The following is a 16,062-nucleotide window of genomic DNA, read 5'->3' on the forward strand; positions in this document are numbered from 1 at the left end:
CTCTTGAAGCGCACGCGTCACGCTGCATAGGATCCTAAGCCAGGGAATGAAACGTTTCAAGTCATAGGGCCGCAGCACCCGCATCCGTAGTCGTGCTTCATGTGATCAAGGGACGTGTGATGACCAAGGGTTGGAACCGCCGGGTCTTCCTCCGCAGCTCCGTCGTGGGCGCCGGGGCCGTGGGGGTCGCCGGGCTCGGCGCCACCGCTCCGGCCGCCGTGGCCGCCGGGCCGGGCTCCGGCAAGGAGCGACATGGACCGTTGCGCATCGAGCGCACCACGGTCGAGTACGCCGAGACACTGCTCGGTACCGAGGTCGAACGGCCCCGCCTGGCCTGGGAGTTGGCGGCCGAGGGGCAGAGCGGCGCCCGGCAGTCCGCCTACCAGGTGCGGGTCGCCCTGTCCCCCGCCGATCTCGGCTCCGCGCGCCGGACGGTGTGGGACTCGGGCCGGGTCGCGTCGGACCGGACGTTCGGCGTCGCCTACGGGGGTTCCGCGCTGCGTCCCCGGACGCGTTACCACTGGCAGGTCAGGGTGTGGGACGGCGCGGGCCGGCCGTCCGCGTGGAGCCCGGTGCGCTGGTGGGAGACGACCCTGCCGGGCGACGCGTGGCAGGGGCACTGGATCGGCGCGGCGGGCGCGGAGCGGCCCCCGGGCTTCGACGGCGCTTCGTGGATCTGGTCGCCGGGGGCGACGGCGAACGGGGCTCCTCCCGGGCAGCGTTGGTTCCGTGCCGTGCTCGATCTGCCGTCCGGTGCGGAGGTCCGCAAGGCGACGCTGGTGGTGACCGCCGACGACGACTTCACGCTGTACGTCGGCGGGCAGCAGGTCGCGCATCAGCCGGAGCGGACGGACGCCTGGCGCACGGGACATCTGGTCGACGTCACCGAGCGGGTACGGGCGGCGGGCGGTGGCCGGGTGGTACTGGCCGCGCTCGCGACGAACCGGGGCGGCGCCTCGGTGAACCCGGGCGGGCTGCTCGCCCGGCTGATCGTGGACGCGGGCGGGACAAGGGAGTTGGTGACGGGCGCGGGCTGGCGCTGTACCGATCGGGAGCAGCAGGGCTGGGAGGAGCCCGGCTTCGACGACACGGGCTGGGACCCGGCCGTGGTGCTCGCGCCGTACGGTCAGGGCCCCTGGGGTTCCGGGGTCTCGGTGGCGGTTCCTGAGCAGCCCGCGCCGCTGCTCCGCCGCGCGTTCACGGTCCGTAAGCCGGTGAAGCGGGCACGGCTGTATGTCAGCGGACTGGCCTACTACGACGCCGAGATCAACGGCGGGCGGATCGGCAGACAGGTGCTCGACCCGGGGTTCACGGACTACGACGAGACCGTCCTGTACGCGGTGCACGACGTGACGGACCGGATCCGGCGCGGCGAGAACGCGATCGGTGTGACGCTGGGGCGCGGCTTCTTCGGGATGACGACGCCGAATGTGTGGAACTGGCACACACCGCCGTGGCACGGCGAGCCCAGGCTGCTGGCCCAGTTGGAGATCGACCATCCGGACGGCACCCGCACCACGGTCGCGTCGGACGGTTCATGGCGGATGACCGAGGGGCCCACGCTCACCAACTCCCTCTACGCGGGCGAGACCTACGACGCCCGCAAGGCGCCGAAGGGCTGGACGCGGACCGGTTTCGACGACGGCGGCTGGCGGGCGGCCGAGCGGCAGGACGCCCCGAAGGGCACTCTGCGGGCGCAGCCGCACGACCCGATCGAGATCATCGACACGATACGGCCGGTCGGCGTCAAAGAACTCACGCCCGGTGTGTGGGTGGTCGACATGGGCCGCACCATGGCGGGCTGGACGAAGCTGACCGTGCGCGCCGCCGCCGGGACGACGGTACGCCTGGTGCACGGCGAGAAGCTGCGCGCGGACGGCAGTGTGGTGGCCGAGACGGGGCATGTGCCGGGGCGGTTCCAGACCGACGAGTACGTGTGCGCGGGCGGCGGCGCGGACGAGGTGTGGGAGCCCAAGTTCTCGTACAAGGGCTTCCGTTATGTGCAGGTGAGTGGGTTCCCGGGGAAACCGGAGCCGTCGCAGGTGCTGGGGCGGATCGTGCACACGCCGGTGGACGAGGTGAGCGACTTCCGCTGCTCGGAGGAGTTCTACGAGCAGTTGGACCGGGCGATGCGGCGGACAGTCCTGAACAACCTGCACGGCATCCCGACGGACACCCCGATGTACGAGAAGAACGGGTGGACGGGCGACGCTCAGCTCGGCGCGCCGGTCATGACCTACGCGTTCGGGATGCACCGCTTCCTCAGCAAGTGGCTCGACGACCTGAAGGACAGTCAGAACCCGGACGGACAGCTCCCGGTGATCGTGCCGAGCGGCGGCTGGGGGTACGGGGACCTGGGGCCCTCGCCGGAGTGGACGACGGTGTATCCGTTCCTGGTGCGCGAGATGTACCGCGTGTACGGCGACGACCGGGTGGCGCGCGACCACTGGCCGACGCTGACGCGCTATCTCGACTGGGAGATCGCACGGCTGCGGGACGGCCTCGCGGTGACCGCGCTCGGCGACTATCTGCCACCGGGGTACGGCGGCAACCCGCCCGAGGACACCCGGCTCACGGCGACGGCCTATCTGCACCGAGCGCTGACGGACACGGCGGAGCTGGCGGATGTCCTCAAGGAGACCGCGGTGGGTCGCCGTTACCGGTCGGTCGCCGATGATCTGAAGTCGGCGTTCAACGCGGCCTTCCTCGCCCCCGAGGGCCACTACCGCACGGCGAAGGATCCCGGCTACCGGCAGACCAGCAACTGCATACCGCTGGCGTTCGGCCTGGTCCCGGCCGGTGCGCGGGCGAGCGTCGCCGCCTCGCTGCTCGCCGACATCGCGGCGCGCGGCAACCACCTCAACACCGGCGCGCTGGGGACGAGTGTGCTGCTGCGGCAGCTCTCGGCGCAGGGCCATCCGGAGGTCGCGCACGCCATCGCGACACAGCGGACGTATCCGAGCTGGGGCTACTGGTTCGACAACGGCGCCGACACGATGTGGGAGATGTGGCAGGTCGACTCCCGCTCCCGGGACCACTACTTCCAGGGGACCGTGGCGCAGTGGCTGTACGAGAACGTGGCGGGCCTGCGCCCCGGGGACGCGGGCTACGGCACGTTCACGGTCCGCCCCGACGCCCGGACCGGCGTCAACTGGGCCCGTACGTCGATCCGTACGGTGCGCGGTGAGGCGGGCGTCGCCTGGTCGGTGATCGACGGGACGACACGGATGACGGTACGGGTGCCGGTCGGCGCGACGGCGGAGGTACACGTACCGGCGGCTGCCCGCACCGATGTGACGGCTCCGAAGGGTGCCGAACAGGTGCGTACCGAGCCGGGGTTCGTGGTGTACCGGGTGCCGCAGGGGCGGTGGGAGTTCGCGGCGCGCGGCTGACGGGGTGCGCGCCGCCGGCGGGGTGCGACGCGGACGGAGTGCGATGCTGTCAGCGCAGACCGACTGAGGGAGAACGTCCGTGCTGAAGGCATTCGCCGAACTGTCCACACCGCTGGTGGCCGACGCCTGTGTCCGGGGTGGTGTGCCGCTGCGTGCCGCGCCGCCCGGCATCGGCGCGGTCACCGGCGGGCGGCGGATCGCGGGGCGGGCACTGCCGGTGCGGCACTACGGCAGCGTGGACGTCTTCCTGGAGGCGTACGGCGGGGCCGCGCCCGGCGATGTCCTGGTCATCGACAACGGCGGCCGGCAGGACGAGGCATGCGTCGGCGACCTCGCGGTGCTTGAGGCCCGGACGGCGGGTGTCTCGGGCCTGGTCGTATGGGGGCTGCACCGGGACACACCGGAGCTGGTGGAGATCGGGCTTCCGGTGTTCAGCTACGGGAGTTACCCCCCGGGTCCCGTACGGCTGGACGAGCGGGAGCCCGAGGCACTGGTGTCGGCGCGGTTCGGCCCGCATCTGGTGACGTCGGACGACGTGGTGTTCGGTGACGAGGACGGCGTCCTGTTCGTCGCCGCCGCGCACGTGGACGAGGTCCTGGCGACGGCCCGCCGGATCCGGGACACCGAACGCGAACAGGCCGTCAGGATCGGGCAGGGCGACACACTGCGGCGGCAGACGGACTTCGCCGCGTATCTGGAGCGACGCGCCGCCGATCCTGCGTACTCGTTCCGGCAGCATCTGCGGAGGGTCGGCGGTGCCATCGAGGAGTAGGGCGCGCGCCGCCGGGGCGCCGCCGGCCGGTCCGGCGGCGGCCCCGTCACACCGCCGCGAACGGCGAACCCCCGGCGGCCAGGGTGGTGTCGAGGGTCGAGGTCCCCGGTGCTGCCGAGCATGCCGCCGAGGACGATGGGGTTGAGCAGGCTGGTCGCATAGGCGAGCGCCTCGCCGAGTACCCGCCCGGCGGACCGCTCCGAGGTGGAGACAGCCGTGGCCGCCGCACGGGACCTCGCGGACGACGGCATCCGCGCGCGGGTCGTCTCGATGCCGTGCCGCGAATGGTTCGACGCACAGGACGCCGCGTACCGGGACCGGATCATTCCGCCGGGCGTGCGGCGGCGGATCGCGGTGGCGGCGGGGGTGGGCCAGAGCTGGTACGACCTGGTCGGCCTGGACGGCCGGACGATCGGCGTCGAGGAGTTCGGCGCGTCGGCGTCGGCCGCGGAACTCTACGAGCACTTCGGCATCACGGCCGACGCGGTCGCTCGGGCGGCCCGGGAACTGCTCGGATTCCAGGTGGACTTCGCGGTACGCCCCTGAGTGCTCGGCTCGGCTCGACGCGGGTGGCCCAGGTGTTCCGGGGTCCGCACTCTGGTAGGAAGGAACGATGCAGGAAGAAGCGGCCCAGTCGGCCATCGACACGTTCATTTCGGCGTTCAACGCGTCGACGGACAGCTATGTGACGGAACTTCTCTCCCAGGCCCTCACCTCGGACGTGGTGTTCTGGGGTCCGCTGGGGCGCAGTGACACCGTGGAGTCGGTGGAGCGCTTCGTCCTGGAAATGCGGCGCCACCCGGCCGGGCCGGGCGTCATGGAGCGCTGCTCCAGGGTGGACGCCCCGGGCGAATGGGCGCGCTACCGCTGGATGTACCGCACGCCCGACGACGGACCCACGCTGGTCGGCACCGATGTGGTCCACCTCCGGGAGGACAGGATCGACCAGATGATCGTCTTCGCGGGTGACGTGTCCGGGACGGCACCCGGGCGCTGACCGGGGCGGCCTCTCAGCCCGAGCGTCGTGCCAGGTCGTCCAGCAGGGTGACGGCCTCGGTGGCGCGTTCATGGGGGACGAAGAGATGGTCGTGGTGGTAGCCCGCCACGACATTGCAGCTCAGCCCCGCCGTCGCGAGTTCCCGCGCGACGGCGGCGGTGAGGCCGACCGCGTCCAGCGCGGAGTGGACACGCAGGGTGATCCAGCCCGCCACATACGCGTACGCGAGTCCGGCCGTGTCGGCGTCCTCCTGACGGACGACGAGGGTCAGGCCCTCCGGCTCGGCGACAGTGACGACGGGCGTGACCCCGGATGGAACTCCGGCCTCGGTGAAGGTGAACACATAGCGGCCCGGGTTCAGTTCCGGCCGCATTCCGCTCAGCAGTCTTCGCAGGTCGCGCTCACCGCTCACGGGCCGGTCCGGGGGCCGGCCCGCGGTCTCGTCGGGCGGTCTCACCAGCGGTACCAATGGGACCTCGATCCACCCGTCCTCGAACCGTGAAAGAGGAACCCGATTACCCAGACCACCAGGAAGGCGAGGGCGATCCACCAGAGAATCTTGATCGCGAACCCGAGTCCGAAGAGGACCAGGACCAGCAGGAGAACCAGCAGGATGGGAATCACAGTGTCATCTCCTTTCACGACACCGGGTGTCCTCGAATCCGCTTCCTGCACGGGCCGCTCCCGGACATCCACCGAGGGGGCGGAGGGAGCCGGAAGACCGTGCTGGTGGCGGTGAGGAACTGACCTGCCGCCCCCAGATTACGCCGATCACCGGCACGGGGCCCGCCCCCACCGGTTCCGATCTTCGACCTCTCCTCCGGGCTGTTTCTCCTCGATACTGGAGAAGTCTCGACAGGGGAGAGAGTGGAGCACCACCCCCAACCGACAGGCCGGCACCGCTCACCGGCCGGCTCACCCGGAGGTACCCATGAAGATGCTCATCAACGTGGCCGAGACCGTGGTCGCCGATGCCTTGCGGGGGATGGCGGCGGCGCACCCCGAGTTGACGATCGACGTGGAGAACCGGGTGATCGTGCGGCGGGACGCCCCCGTCGCGGGCCAGGTCGCACTGGTCTCGGGCGGTGGCTCGGGCCACGAGCCGCTGCACGGCGGATTCGTCGGGCCCGGCATGCTGTCGGCGGCCTGTCCGGGCGAGGTGTTCACCTCACCGGTACCCGACCAGATGCTCCGGGCCGCTGCCGCCGTCGACAGCGGCGCGGGTGTGCTGTTCATCGTGAAGAACTACACGGGTGACGTCCTCAACTTCGACATGGCGGCCGAACTAGCCGACGACGAGGGCATCCGGATCGCCAAGGTCCTGGTCAACGACGACGTGGCCGTGCAGGACAGTCTCTTCACGGCGGGGCGGCGCGGCACCGGGGCCACCCTCTTCGTGGAGAAGATCGCGGGCGCCGCCGCCGACGAGGGCATGCCGCTGGACCGGGTCCAGGAGATCGCGGTACGGGTCAACGAGAACTCCCGCAGTTTCGGTGTCGCCCTCAGCGCCGTCACCACACCCGCCAAGGGCAGCCCCACCTTCGACCTGCCGGCCGGTGAGCTGGAACTGGGCATCGGTATCCACGGAGAGCCCGGACGTGAGCGGCGGGCCATGATGACCTCGCGGGAGATCGCCGACTTCTCGGTGGACGCCGTACTCGACGACCTCGACCCGAAGGCACCCGTCCTGGTCCTGGTCAACGGCATGGGGGCCACCCCGCTCCTGGAGCTGTACGGCTATACGGCGGAGGTGCACCGGGTGCTCGCCGAGCGGGGCGTTCCGGTCGCCCGCACGCTGGTCGGCAACTACGTCACCTCGCTCGACATGGCCGGCGCATCGGTGAGTGTCTGCCAGATCGACGAGGAGCTGCTGCGGCTGTGGGACGCGCCGGTGAGCACGCCGGGTCTGCGCTGGGGCCGCTGACCCCGACCCGCCGGTCCCGGCCCGCTGACCCCGGACCCGCTGACCTCCGCCCCGCCGGTTCGGAACCGTTGTCGCCGGCCCGGACGCACACCCGCCCACCCCGACCTCACCCCCGCTCGCTAGGAGTTTCCGTGCTCGATGCCGACTTCTTCCGCCGCTGGATGACCGCGACCGCCGCGTCCGTCGACCGTGAGGCGGACCGGCTCACCGCCCTGGACTCGCCGATCGGCGACGCCGACCACGGCGCCAACCTCCAGCGCGGCTTCACCGCCGTCGCGGCCACACTGAAGGAGGAGGCACCGGCCACGCCCGGCGCGGTCCTGATCCTGGCCGGGCGTCGGCTGATCTCCACGGTCGGCGGCGCGTCGGGGCCCCTGTACGGGACGCTGCTGCGACGCACCGGCAAGGCGCTCGGCGACTCCCCCGAGGTGTCCGATACCGATCTCGCCGCCGCGCTGCGGACCGGTGTGGACGCGGTCGCCACACTCGGCGGCGCGGCGCCCGGTGACAAGACGATGCTCGACGCGCTGGTGCCCGCGGCCGACGCGCTCCGCGACTCCTTCGAGGCCGCGCGGGACGCCGCCGATAAGGGCGCGCTGGCGACGACGCCGCTCCTGGCACGTAAGGGCCGGGCCAGCTATCTGGGTGAGCGCAGCATCGGTCACCAGGACCCGGGCGCGACCTCGTCGGCGCTGCTGATCGCGGCGCTCGCCGACACCGCCCAGGCCGCTTCGGGAGGCAAGGACGGTGGTTCCGGTGAGTGACACCCCGTTGGTCGGGATCGTGCTGGTGTCGCACAGCGCCGCGGTCGCCGAATCCGTCGCCCAGTTGGCGACCGGTCTCGCGGGCGGCGGCGTCACCGCGCCGGTGGCGGCGGCGGGCGGTACCGAGGGCGGTGGCCTCGGTACCAGTTCCGAACTGATCTCTGCCGCCGCCACCCGGGTCGACCAGGGCGCGGGCGTCGCCGTCCTCACCGACCTGGGCAGCGCGGTCCTCACCGTCAAGGCCCTGCTGGCGGAGGGCGACGAACTGCCCGACGACACCCGGCTGGTGGACGCGCCCTTCGTGGAGGGCGCGGTGGCCGCCATGGTGACGGCGTCGGCGGGCGCCGACCTCGACGCGGTCACGGCGGCGGCGACGGAGGCGTACAGCTACCGCAAGGTGTGAAACCGCCGCACGCCCACCGCCACTTGTCACGCTCACCGCTACTTGTCGCGCTCACCGCTACTTGGCACGCCCGCCGCTGCTCGCCACGCCCCCCGCTACTTGCGGCGCACGAACTCCCGTGCCAGCCGCTCCCCTTCCGCGACGGCGGCCCGGTGGCTCTGGATCGGGGTCACCTTCGAGTTCTTGAACACGATGTAGGTGACCCCGGACGCCGCCCCGCCCATGCGCGGGTGGGCGGGAATACCGAGGGCCTTCGCCGTCGCGTACGACGCCTCGCCGATGATCCCGGTCGGGCCGGTGTCACCGACGACGGCGTACGTGAGACGGCCCCGGTACAGAACGGCGGCGACGGACCCTCCGCGCACGCCGTGTGCCTCGTGGTTCCAGACGCGGCTGCGGCCCGGGACCACGATGTAGGGCAGCCGGTCCGGGCTGAGGTACTTCCCGTCGGACTGCTGAAACGCCGTCATCCGCGAGAACAGCGGGTCGGCACGCCTGTTGCAGTTGCGGCCCGGCCGGCCGTCGCAGTCGATGTCCATGTCGGCCTTCCAGTACACGGCGCCGCGCCTGCCGCACACCGGGATGGTCGGGCGGGTGCCTTCGTCAGTGCGGTACCTGCCACGGGAGACGGGCGTGCAGCCCCGGACGGCGGCGAGCAGGTCGGCGGCCGACACGGAACCCTCCTGGACGGCGGCGGGACCGGCTGGGGCGGCGGCGGGACCGGCTTGGGCTGGAGCGGGCGCGGCTGGGGCGGCGGGCGCGGCCTCCTCCCGGAGTGCGGCGTCCGTAGGCAGCGGTAGCCGGGACTGGGCGTCGGCGAGTGGCGTGGGGGCGAGCAGGACGGTGCCGATGGTGGCGGCGAGAGCCACCGTTCGGTTGCGCACGATGAGCGGACCCTCCGTCGGGGACAGTACGGTCGGGGACCAATCTGCACGTTCCGGGCCGCGTGACCGGGGTTCGAGGGCCGGACGGCGGACGCCGCCGCGTGTCGCGGACCCCGGTCGGTACCCCCGTCTCCAGCCCCCCGGACGTCCCGTCGGCGCCTCCTCACGCGCCCCGTCGGCACGCCCTCACCCCGGTCCGTTGCCGACGGCCTCTTGATGTGTACTCACCATCCGTGCCATACAGGTCTGTACCAATGCCGTGACCCGCGACCGGGAAGGCCCGCCAGTGCGCCGCATCCCCCCACCCGCCCGCCGCACCCCCCGTTACGCCCTGCCGCTCACCGCCACCGCGTTCCTGCTGACCTCCTGTGCCTGGGGCACCGCCGAGACCCCGGGCACCCAGCCGCCTCCCCCACCGCTGGGCGTCACCGCGCAGGCGGGCAGCGCCACGACCGTGCACGTGATGTGGAGCAGTCCTGGTGACAGCGGCACCGCGATAGACGGCTACGAGGTGTACCGGGGCGGCAAGAAGGTGAAGGAGGTCCCGGGCGCCGAGTACATGGTCGACATCACCGGCCTGAAGCCCTCGTCCACGTACACGTTCACCGTGCGGGCCCGCGACGCGAAGGGGGTGCTCGGGGAGCCCAGCAAGGGGGTGTCCGCCACCACGCCGAAGGCGGTCGCCGCGGACGACCGGGCCCCGACACGACCGGCGAAGCTGACCGGAAAGCCCGCCGGAAGCCGTGCGGCATCCCTCACCTGGGGCGCGTCGAAGGACAACAGCGAGGTCGTCTCGTACGACATCTATCAGGGCGAGACGAAGATCCACAGTGTCGGCGGGGACGTGACCCGGACGACGGTCACCGGGCTGCGGCCGGGGACGGCCTATGTGTTCACTGTGAAGGCGCGGGACGCGGCCGACAACTCCTCGCCCGCGAGCGGCGCGGTGCGGCTGACCACGGCGGGGGCCGCCGACGACGGCCGGGCCACGGCGCCCCGGGACTTCCGCGCGTCGACCCACCGGGCGGACGGCGGCTACTTCCTGGACCTGACCTGGGATCCGCCGGAGACGGACGGGACGGTGATGCGCTACCAGATCCAGCTCGACCGGGAGCAGGTCACCACGCTGGTCTGGGGCACCGCACCCCGGAAGGGCCGCGCCGAGCACAGTTTCTACGTGGACCGGGAGGCGGGCGTGACGCACCGGGTGCGGATCCGGGCGATGCTGCCGGACGGCACCTGGGGCGGGTACTCGGCGGAGCGCACGGTCGTCACCGGGCAACCGGAATCCCCGGCGCCATAGTTTCCTGCCCATGGCATCCCGGATGGGCCGGACGGTGGAGTCCGTCACCTGCCCGGCGGTCGCCCGCAGGCGCGCGGGCTCCGGAGCGCGTTGGCTCGTCAGCAGGCAGCACGGACGATTCCCGACCTCGGCGGCGCATGGGACGTACCGCCAACCGTGCCGTCGGAGGGCAGACACATGCGCACCATTCAGATATCCGTCCGCGAAGTCGTCCGCTCGGCCGTCCACTCCACCGCCCGCTTCACCGGCCGCTCCGGCCTGACCGTCGCAGCCGCCGCCGCGCTGCCCCTGACCCTGGCGGCACCGGCGTTCGCCGGCGGCACCGGGCTCTCGGGCATCACCGTGTCCGCGGCGGGCACCACCGTCCAGGTCAGTACCGTCGCCTGCGCCACCGGCGGCACCGCGTCCCTGATGTCGAGCGGCCAGGTCTTCACGCAGGGCCGTCAGATCACCCTCGCCGGCGGCACCATGATCCAGAGCGCCTCCTGGCCCGGCGTCGGCGCGGGCACCTACACCGTCACCGTGATCTGCGCCAACGGAACCGCCGTGGGCACCCGGTCGGTGACCGTGGGCGCCGCCCCCACGACCGCCCCCACGACCGCCCCGGCGATCTCCGCGACGACGACGCCCGCACAGGGCGTACGAGGCGGCCTCGGCGGCTCCACGCAGGACTACGGCACCCTCACCAAGGTCGGCGGCGGCGCCCTGGTGGTCGCCGGTGTCGGCGGCACCGTCTGGTATCTGCGGCGCCGCGCCCGTCACCAGCGCTACTGACCTACCGCCCCGCCCGCACGGCCGCCGTCTCCCCTGTTCCCCCGCAGGCCGGAGGCGGTGGTCGTGTGCGGCGCCGGGGCTTTCGCCACGGCACTCTGTCGGTCCCGTGGCCGAGATGGCATCGTTGTCGGCGCGATCGGGGCGTACATATCGTCCTGGCGTCGGCGCACCGCCGGCGACCGACCGTCGACAGGGGGCCCGGGTCCATGTCACGACCGCTCAGCGTTCAGCTCTACAGCGTGCGCGACGCGCTCGCCGCGGACCGGGAAGGGACCCTGGCGCGCCTGGCCGCGATGGGCTTCGGCGCGGTCGAACCGTTCGATGTGCGCACCGACCCCGACGGGCTGCGGCGCTTGGCCGATGACCTCGGTCTGACGGTGTCGAGCACACACGCCGGGCCGCTTCTCGACGCGGATCCGGAGCCCGCGCTGGAGGGCGTGGCCCGGCTCGGTACGGATCTCGCGATCGTGCCGGGAGGCATTCCGCACGAGGAGTTCACGAGCCTCGACGGGCTGAAGCGGACCGCCGACCGGCTGAACGGCATCGCGGAGCGGGCCGCGCCACTGGGTATCCGGGTCGGCTATCACAACCACTGGTGGGAGATCGAGCCGGATGTCGACGGGCGGCACGCCCTGGAGGTGCTGGCGGACCTGCTGGCGCCGGACGTCTTCCTGGAGGTCGACACCTACTGGGCGGCGGTGGGTGGCGCGGACGTTGCGGCGCTGCTCGGCCGGCTCGGGGACCGTGTCCTCGCCCTGCATGTGAAGGACGGTCCGGGCATCAAGGGCGAACCCCATGTGGCGGTCGGTACCGGTGCGATGCCGGTGCCCGACATCCTCGCGGCCTCGCCGGGCACCTGGCGGATCGTCGAGTTCGACGCGTGCGCGGGCGATCTGTTCGCCGAACTCGCCGCGAGCCGCGCGTACGTGACCGCGTTGGAGGCGGCGTGAGCGCCGGGGCGGGAGCCGGACGGGACGAGCGGGTGAGCGGCGGTCCTGTCGGGGTCGCCCTCGTCGGCGCGGGCGTCATCAGCGGCCAGTACCTCCGTACGCTCGCGACCTTCCCGGACGTCCGCGTGATCGCCGTCGCCGACCTGGATGTGGAGCGTGCCCGCACGGTCGCGCGGGAGCACGGTGTGCCGGTCGCCGGGGACCTGGCCACGGTCCTCGCGGTGCCGGAGGTCGAACTCGTCGTCAATCTGACCGTCCCGGCCGCGCACGCCCAGGTCGCCACGGCGGCGCTGCGGGCCGGGAAGCACGTCTACGGCGAGAAGCCGATCGCGTTGACCGCGGCCGAGGCCGAGAAGCTGCTCGCCGAGGCGTCCGAGCGGGGCCTGTTGGTGGGCAACGCGCCGGACACCTTCCTCGGCGCGGGCCTCCAGTCGGCGCTACGGGCGCTGCGCGCGGGGCACATCGGGGAGCCGGTGGCCGCGACCACCGTCGTCCAGAGCCTGGGACCGGAGTCCTGGCATCCGGACCCGGCGTTCTTCTACCAGCCGGGCGGGGGGCCGCTGTTCGACCTCGGCCCCTACTATCTGACGTCGCTGGTGGCCCTGTTCGGCGGGGTGTCCCGGGTGGCCGCGACGGCGGCGACGGCCCGGACCCGGCGGGTCGTGGGATCGGGGCCCCGGGCGGGCGAGGTGTTCCCGGTCGCCGTGCCGACGCATGTCTCGGCGCTGCTCACCTTCGCCTCGGGGGTGCGGGCCACCTCGACGTTCAGCTTCGACTCGTCGCACCCGCGCATCCAGTTCGAGGTCATGGGCACGGAGGGCATGCTCGCGGTGCCCGATCCGAACACCTTCGGCGGCCCGCTGCGGCTGCGGGCGAACGGCTCCGACGGGTGGCGGGACCTGCCCGTCGACGGCCGGACCGACGGACGCGGGCTCGGCGTCCTGGATCTGGCACGGGCGATACGCGGCGGGAGCGCGCCCCGGGCCTCCGGCGGGCTCGCGCTGCATGTGCTGCACACGATGGCGGCGATCGGTGAGTCGGCCGAGCGCGGCGCGTTCACGGACCTGCCGGACCTGCCGGAGCGGCCGGTACCGCCCGCTCCGGTCGGTGCCGACTGGGACCCTGGCGCCGCCACCCTCGGGCCCTTGTGACCGGGCGCCGCGCGCTCACACGGGTGCGGTGCCGTCCGTGGACAGGTCGTCGAACTCCGTGAGCGCGTGGTCCAGCCACTGGACCCAGAAGGTCTCCAGGTCGATCCCGGCCCGCAGCACCAGATGCCGCAGCCGGTCCTCGGGGGTGTCGCGTCCGGGCGGGAAGTCTTTCTTCTCGATGGTCCGGTAGGTCGCCAACTGGCCTCGGTGCAGGTCGAGATGGCGGCGCAGGTCGGACGCGATGCCGTCCGTGCCGACCACCGCCGCCGCCCGCAGTCGCAGCAGGAGGGGGTCCCGCAGCGGCCTCGGGTCCTGGGGTGCGGCGGTCCAGCGGGCGAGTTCGGCACGGCCTTCGGGCAGTACCTCGTACTCCTTCCTGCGACCCTGGGCCGGGCGCTCCGACGGCAGGGCGCGGATGTGGCCGCTCTGTTCGAGCTTGCCCAGCTCGCGGTAGATCTGCTGGTGCGTGGCCGACCAGAAGTAGCCGATCGACCGGTCGAAGCGCCGGGTCAGTTCCAGTCCTGACGACGGCTTTTCGAGTAGGGCGGTGAGGATCGCGTGCGGCAGGGACATGCCCGCATCCTAGGTTTGCCGGCGGGGATGCCGGGCGGGGTGCCGGGGGGTTACAGGGCCGCCGCGACCTGGGTGCCCTGGCGCACCGCCCGCTTCGCGTCGAGTTCGGCGGCGGCGTCGGCGCCCCCGACGAGGTGCGGTCGCCGTCCGGCGGCGCGCAGCGCCTCGTACAGGTCGCGGCGGGGTTCCTGGCCGGTGCACAGGACGATGGTGTCGACCTCGATGAGCCGGGCCATGCCGTCGACGGTGAGGTGAAGTCCGGCGCCGTCGATGCGGTCGTAGCGGACGCCCGCTGTCATGGTGACGCCTCGGTGGCGCAGTTCGGTGCGGTGGATCCAGCCCGTGGTCTTCCCCAGTCCCGCGCCGGGCTTGGTGGTGGCGCGCTGGAGGAGGTGAACCGTGCGCGGCGGTACGGGCCGTACGGGTGCGGCGAGTCCGCCGGGCGCCCGATAGTCCATGTCGACGCCCCATCTCCGGAAGTACGCGGCCGGGTCCAGGCTCGCCCCGTCGCCGCTGTCGGTGAGGAACGCGGCGACGTCGAAGCCGATCCCGCCGGCGCCGATCACCGCGACCCGGTCCCCGACGGGCGCGCCGTCGCGCAGGAGGTCGAGGTAGCCGAGGACGCTCGGGTGGTCGACGCCGGGTATGTCGGGGGTGCGGGGCAGGACACCGGTGGCGACGACGATCTCGTCGTACGTCTCGGCGCCGAGCAGGTCGGCGGTGACCCGGACACCGAGGCGCAAGTCCACTGCGTGGTCGGCGAGTTGGGTACGGAAGTAGCGCAGCGTCTCCGCGAACTCCTCCTTGCCGGGGACCTTGCGGGCGACGTTGAGCTGTCCGCCGATCTCGGTGGCCGCGTCGAAGAGGGTGACGTGGTGGCCGCGCTCGGCGGCGCTCACGACGCAGGCGAGACCGGCGGGACCGGCGCCGACGACGGCGACGCGCCGGGCGCGCCGGGTCGGGGACAGGACGGGTTCGGTCTCGTGGCAGGTGCGCGGGTTGACCAGGCAGGAGGTGATCCGGCCGCTGAACGTGTGCTCCAGACATGCCTGGTTGCAGCCGATGCAGGTGTTGATGGCGTCGGAGCGTTCGGCGCGGGCCTTGGCGACGAAGTCCGGGTCGGCGAGTAGCGGCCGGGCGAGCGACACCAGGTCGGCGTAGCCTCCGGCGAGCAACTCCTCGGCGAGTTCGGGCGTGTTGATGCGGTTGGTGGTGACGAGCGGGATCGACACCGCGCCCATGACCTTCTTCGTCACCCAGGTGTAGGCGCCGCGCGGTACGGAGGTGGCAATGGTGGGGATGCGTGCCTCGTGCCAGCCGATGCCGGTGTTGATGATGTCCGCGCCCGCCGTCTCGACCGCCCGCGCCAGCGTGACGACCTCGTCGAGGGTCGAGCCGCCGGGGACGAGGTCGAGCATGGAGAGCCGGTAGATGACGAGGAAGTCGGGCCCGACGCGCTCGCGGACACGCCGCACGATCTCGACGGGGAACCGCATGCGGTGCTCGTAGGGGCCGCCCCAGCGGTCCTCGCGGTGGTTGGTGTGCGCCGCGACGAACTCGTTGACGAGGTAGCCCTCGGAGCCCATGATCTCGACGCCGTCGTAGCCGGCGCGGCGCGCGAGTTCGGCGGTACGGACGAAGTCGTCCACGGTCCGCTCCACCTCGTCGTCGGTGAGCGCGCGGGGCGTGAAGGGGCTGATCGGTGCCTTCAGCGCGCTGGGCGCGACGAGGTCCTGGTGGGAGGCGTAGCGGCCGAAGTGCAGGATCTGGAGGGCGATTCGGCCGCCTTCGCGGTGCACCGCGCCGGTGACGACGGTGTGTTGGTCCGCCTCCGCCTCGGCGGTCAGCCTGGCGCCGCCCTCGTAGGGCCTGCCCTCGTCGTTTGGGTGCGATGCCGCCGGTGACGATGAGTCCGACACCGCCGCGTGCCCGGGTGGCGTAGAACTCCGCCATCCGCGCGAAGCCGCCCTCGGCCTCTTCGAGGCCCACGTGCATGGATCCCATGAGGACCCGGTTGGGCAGCGTGATGAACCCCAGGTCGAGCGGGGTCAGCAGGTGCGGGTAGCGGCTCATACGGGGCCCTCCGTACGCGGTGAACGCGGCGTGCGCGCTGTCGTTCCTCCTGTTGTAGACGACCTCGAAAGCCTTATGCAACTAGTTGCATAAAAGGGAGGG

General features: G+C 72.3%; 15 protein-coding genes and 1 pseudogene. 11 read left to right on the forward strand and 5 right to left on the reverse strand.

Annotation, left to right across the window (positions count from 1 at the left end; genetic code table 11):
* The first annotated feature begins 119 nt into the window (after positions 1 to 119).
* From ACFVT5_RS15755 to ACFVT5_RS15770, 4 genes are all read left to right on the forward strand, one after another.
* Complete coding sequence (locus tag ACFVT5_RS15755; protein WP_389886862.1) at positions 120 to 3,392, forward strand: family 78 glycoside hydrolase catalytic domain; 3,273 nt, start codon at positions 120 to 122, stop codon at positions 3,390 to 3,392.
* A 79-nt stretch (positions 3,393 to 3,471) separates the two neighbouring features.
* Positions 3,472 to 4,164 (forward strand): RraA family protein, encoded by a 693-nt coding sequence (locus ACFVT5_RS15760; protein WP_389886865.1) that lies wholly within the window; start codon positions 3,472 to 3,474, stop codon positions 4,162 to 4,164.
* Positions 4,165 to 4,368: 204 nt separating this feature from the next.
* Positions 4,369 to 4,710: a transketolase C-terminal domain-containing protein gene (locus ACFVT5_RS15765; protein ID WP_389886868.1), complete on the forward strand. Its 342-nt coding sequence runs from the start codon at positions 4,369 to 4,371 to the stop codon at positions 4,708 to 4,710.
* Between the two features lie 67 nt (positions 4,711 to 4,777).
* On the forward strand, positions 4,778 to 5,161 hold the full coding sequence (locus tag ACFVT5_RS15770) for a nuclear transport factor 2 family protein (RefSeq protein ID WP_389886871.1): 384 nt from the start codon (positions 4,778 to 4,780) through the stop codon (positions 5,159 to 5,161).
* A 13-nt stretch (positions 5,162 to 5,174) separates the two neighbouring features.
* Here ACFVT5_RS15770 and ACFVT5_RS15775 read toward each other — a convergent pair whose 3' ends face one another.
* The gene (locus tag ACFVT5_RS15775; protein ID WP_389888125.1) at positions 5,175 to 5,573 is read right to left on the reverse strand and encodes an ACT domain-containing protein; all 399 of its coding nucleotides are present in this window, start codon (positions 5,571 to 5,573) and stop codon (positions 5,175 to 5,177) included.
* A gap of 41 nt (positions 5,574 to 5,614) precedes the next feature.
* Positions 5,615 to 5,785: a hydrophobic protein gene (locus ACFVT5_RS15780; RefSeq protein ID WP_389886874.1), complete on the reverse strand. Its 171-nt coding sequence runs from the start codon at positions 5,783 to 5,785 to the stop codon at positions 5,615 to 5,617.
* Positions 5,786 to 6,092: 307 nt separating this feature from the next.
* On the opposite strand from ACFVT5_RS15780, the gene dhaK reads away from it, so the two are divergent.
* The 3 genes from dhaK to ACFVT5_RS15795 all read left to right on the forward strand — a co-directional run bounded on the left by dhaK (position 6,093) and on the right by ACFVT5_RS15795 (position 8,252).
* Positions 6,093 to 7,085 (forward strand): dihydroxyacetone kinase subunit DhaK, encoded by a 993-nt coding sequence (dhaK, locus tag ACFVT5_RS15785; RefSeq protein WP_389886877.1) that lies wholly within the window; start codon positions 6,093 to 6,095, stop codon positions 7,083 to 7,085.
* Positions 7,086 to 7,216: 131 nt separating this feature from the next.
* Positions 7,217 to 7,849, forward strand: coding sequence for a dihydroxyacetone kinase subunit DhaL (gene dhaL, locus ACFVT5_RS15790; protein WP_389886880.1), 633 nt, complete (start codon positions 7,217 to 7,219; stop codon positions 7,847 to 7,849).
* The gene (locus ACFVT5_RS15795; RefSeq protein WP_389886883.1) at positions 7,842 to 8,252 is read left to right on the forward strand and encodes a PTS-dependent dihydroxyacetone kinase phosphotransferase subunit DhaM; all 411 of its coding nucleotides are present in this window, start codon (positions 7,842 to 7,844) and stop codon (positions 8,250 to 8,252) included. Before dhaL ends, ACFVT5_RS15795 begins: the two co-directional genes overlap by 8 nt.
* Before the next feature lie 95 nt (positions 8,253 to 8,347).
* On the opposite strand, the gene ACFVT5_RS15800 is transcribed toward ACFVT5_RS15795, so the two are convergent.
* The gene (locus tag ACFVT5_RS15800; protein WP_389886885.1) at positions 8,348 to 9,136 is read right to left on the reverse strand and encodes a glycoside hydrolase family 75 protein; all 789 of its coding nucleotides are present in this window, start codon (positions 9,134 to 9,136) and stop codon (positions 8,348 to 8,350) included.
* Positions 9,137 to 9,422: 286 nt separating this feature from the next.
* Between ACFVT5_RS15800 and ACFVT5_RS15805 the strand changes: the two genes are divergently transcribed.
* The 4 genes from ACFVT5_RS15805 to ACFVT5_RS15820 all read left to right on the forward strand — a co-directional run bounded on the left by ACFVT5_RS15805 (position 9,423) and on the right by ACFVT5_RS15820 (position 13,314).
* Positions 9,423 to 10,439 carry a fibronectin type III domain-containing protein gene (locus ACFVT5_RS15805; RefSeq protein WP_389886888.1) on the forward strand — a complete coding sequence of 339 codons (1,017 nt, stop codon included), beginning with the start codon at positions 9,423 to 9,425 and terminating at the stop codon, positions 10,437 to 10,439.
* Between the two features lie 177 nt (positions 10,440 to 10,616).
* Complete coding sequence (locus ACFVT5_RS15810) at positions 10,617 to 11,213, forward strand: hypothetical protein (protein ID WP_389886891.1); 597 nt, start codon at positions 10,617 to 10,619, stop codon at positions 11,211 to 11,213.
* 206 nt (positions 11,214 to 11,419) lie between these two features.
* Positions 11,420 to 12,163, forward strand: a complete 744-nt coding sequence (locus tag ACFVT5_RS15815) for a sugar phosphate isomerase/epimerase family protein (RefSeq protein WP_389886894.1) — start codon at positions 11,420 to 11,422, stop codon at positions 12,161 to 12,163.
* The gene (locus ACFVT5_RS15820; RefSeq protein ID WP_389886897.1) at positions 12,160 to 13,314 is read left to right on the forward strand and encodes a Gfo/Idh/MocA family protein; all 1,155 of its coding nucleotides are present in this window, start codon (positions 12,160 to 12,162) and stop codon (positions 13,312 to 13,314) included. Before ACFVT5_RS15815 ends, ACFVT5_RS15820 begins: the two co-directional genes overlap by 4 nt.
* Before the next feature lie 15 nt (positions 13,315 to 13,329).
* Here ACFVT5_RS15820 and ACFVT5_RS15825 read toward each other — a convergent pair whose 3' ends face one another.
* Both ACFVT5_RS15825 and ACFVT5_RS15830 read right to left on the reverse strand, forming a co-directional pair.
* Positions 13,330 to 13,887, reverse strand: a complete 558-nt coding sequence (locus ACFVT5_RS15825) for a PadR family transcriptional regulator (protein ID WP_389886900.1) — start codon at positions 13,885 to 13,887, stop codon at positions 13,330 to 13,332.
* Positions 13,888 to 13,937: 50 nt separating this feature from the next.
* Positions 13,938 to 15,960, reverse strand: a pseudogene (locus ACFVT5_RS15830) (FAD-dependent oxidoreductase).
* Between the last annotated feature and the right edge of the window lie 102 nt (positions 15,961 to 16,062).

Source organism: Streptomyces sp. NPDC058001 (assembly GCF_042886315.1).
Classification (GTDB): Bacteria; Actinomycetota; Actinomycetes; order Streptomycetales; family Streptomycetaceae; genus Streptomyces.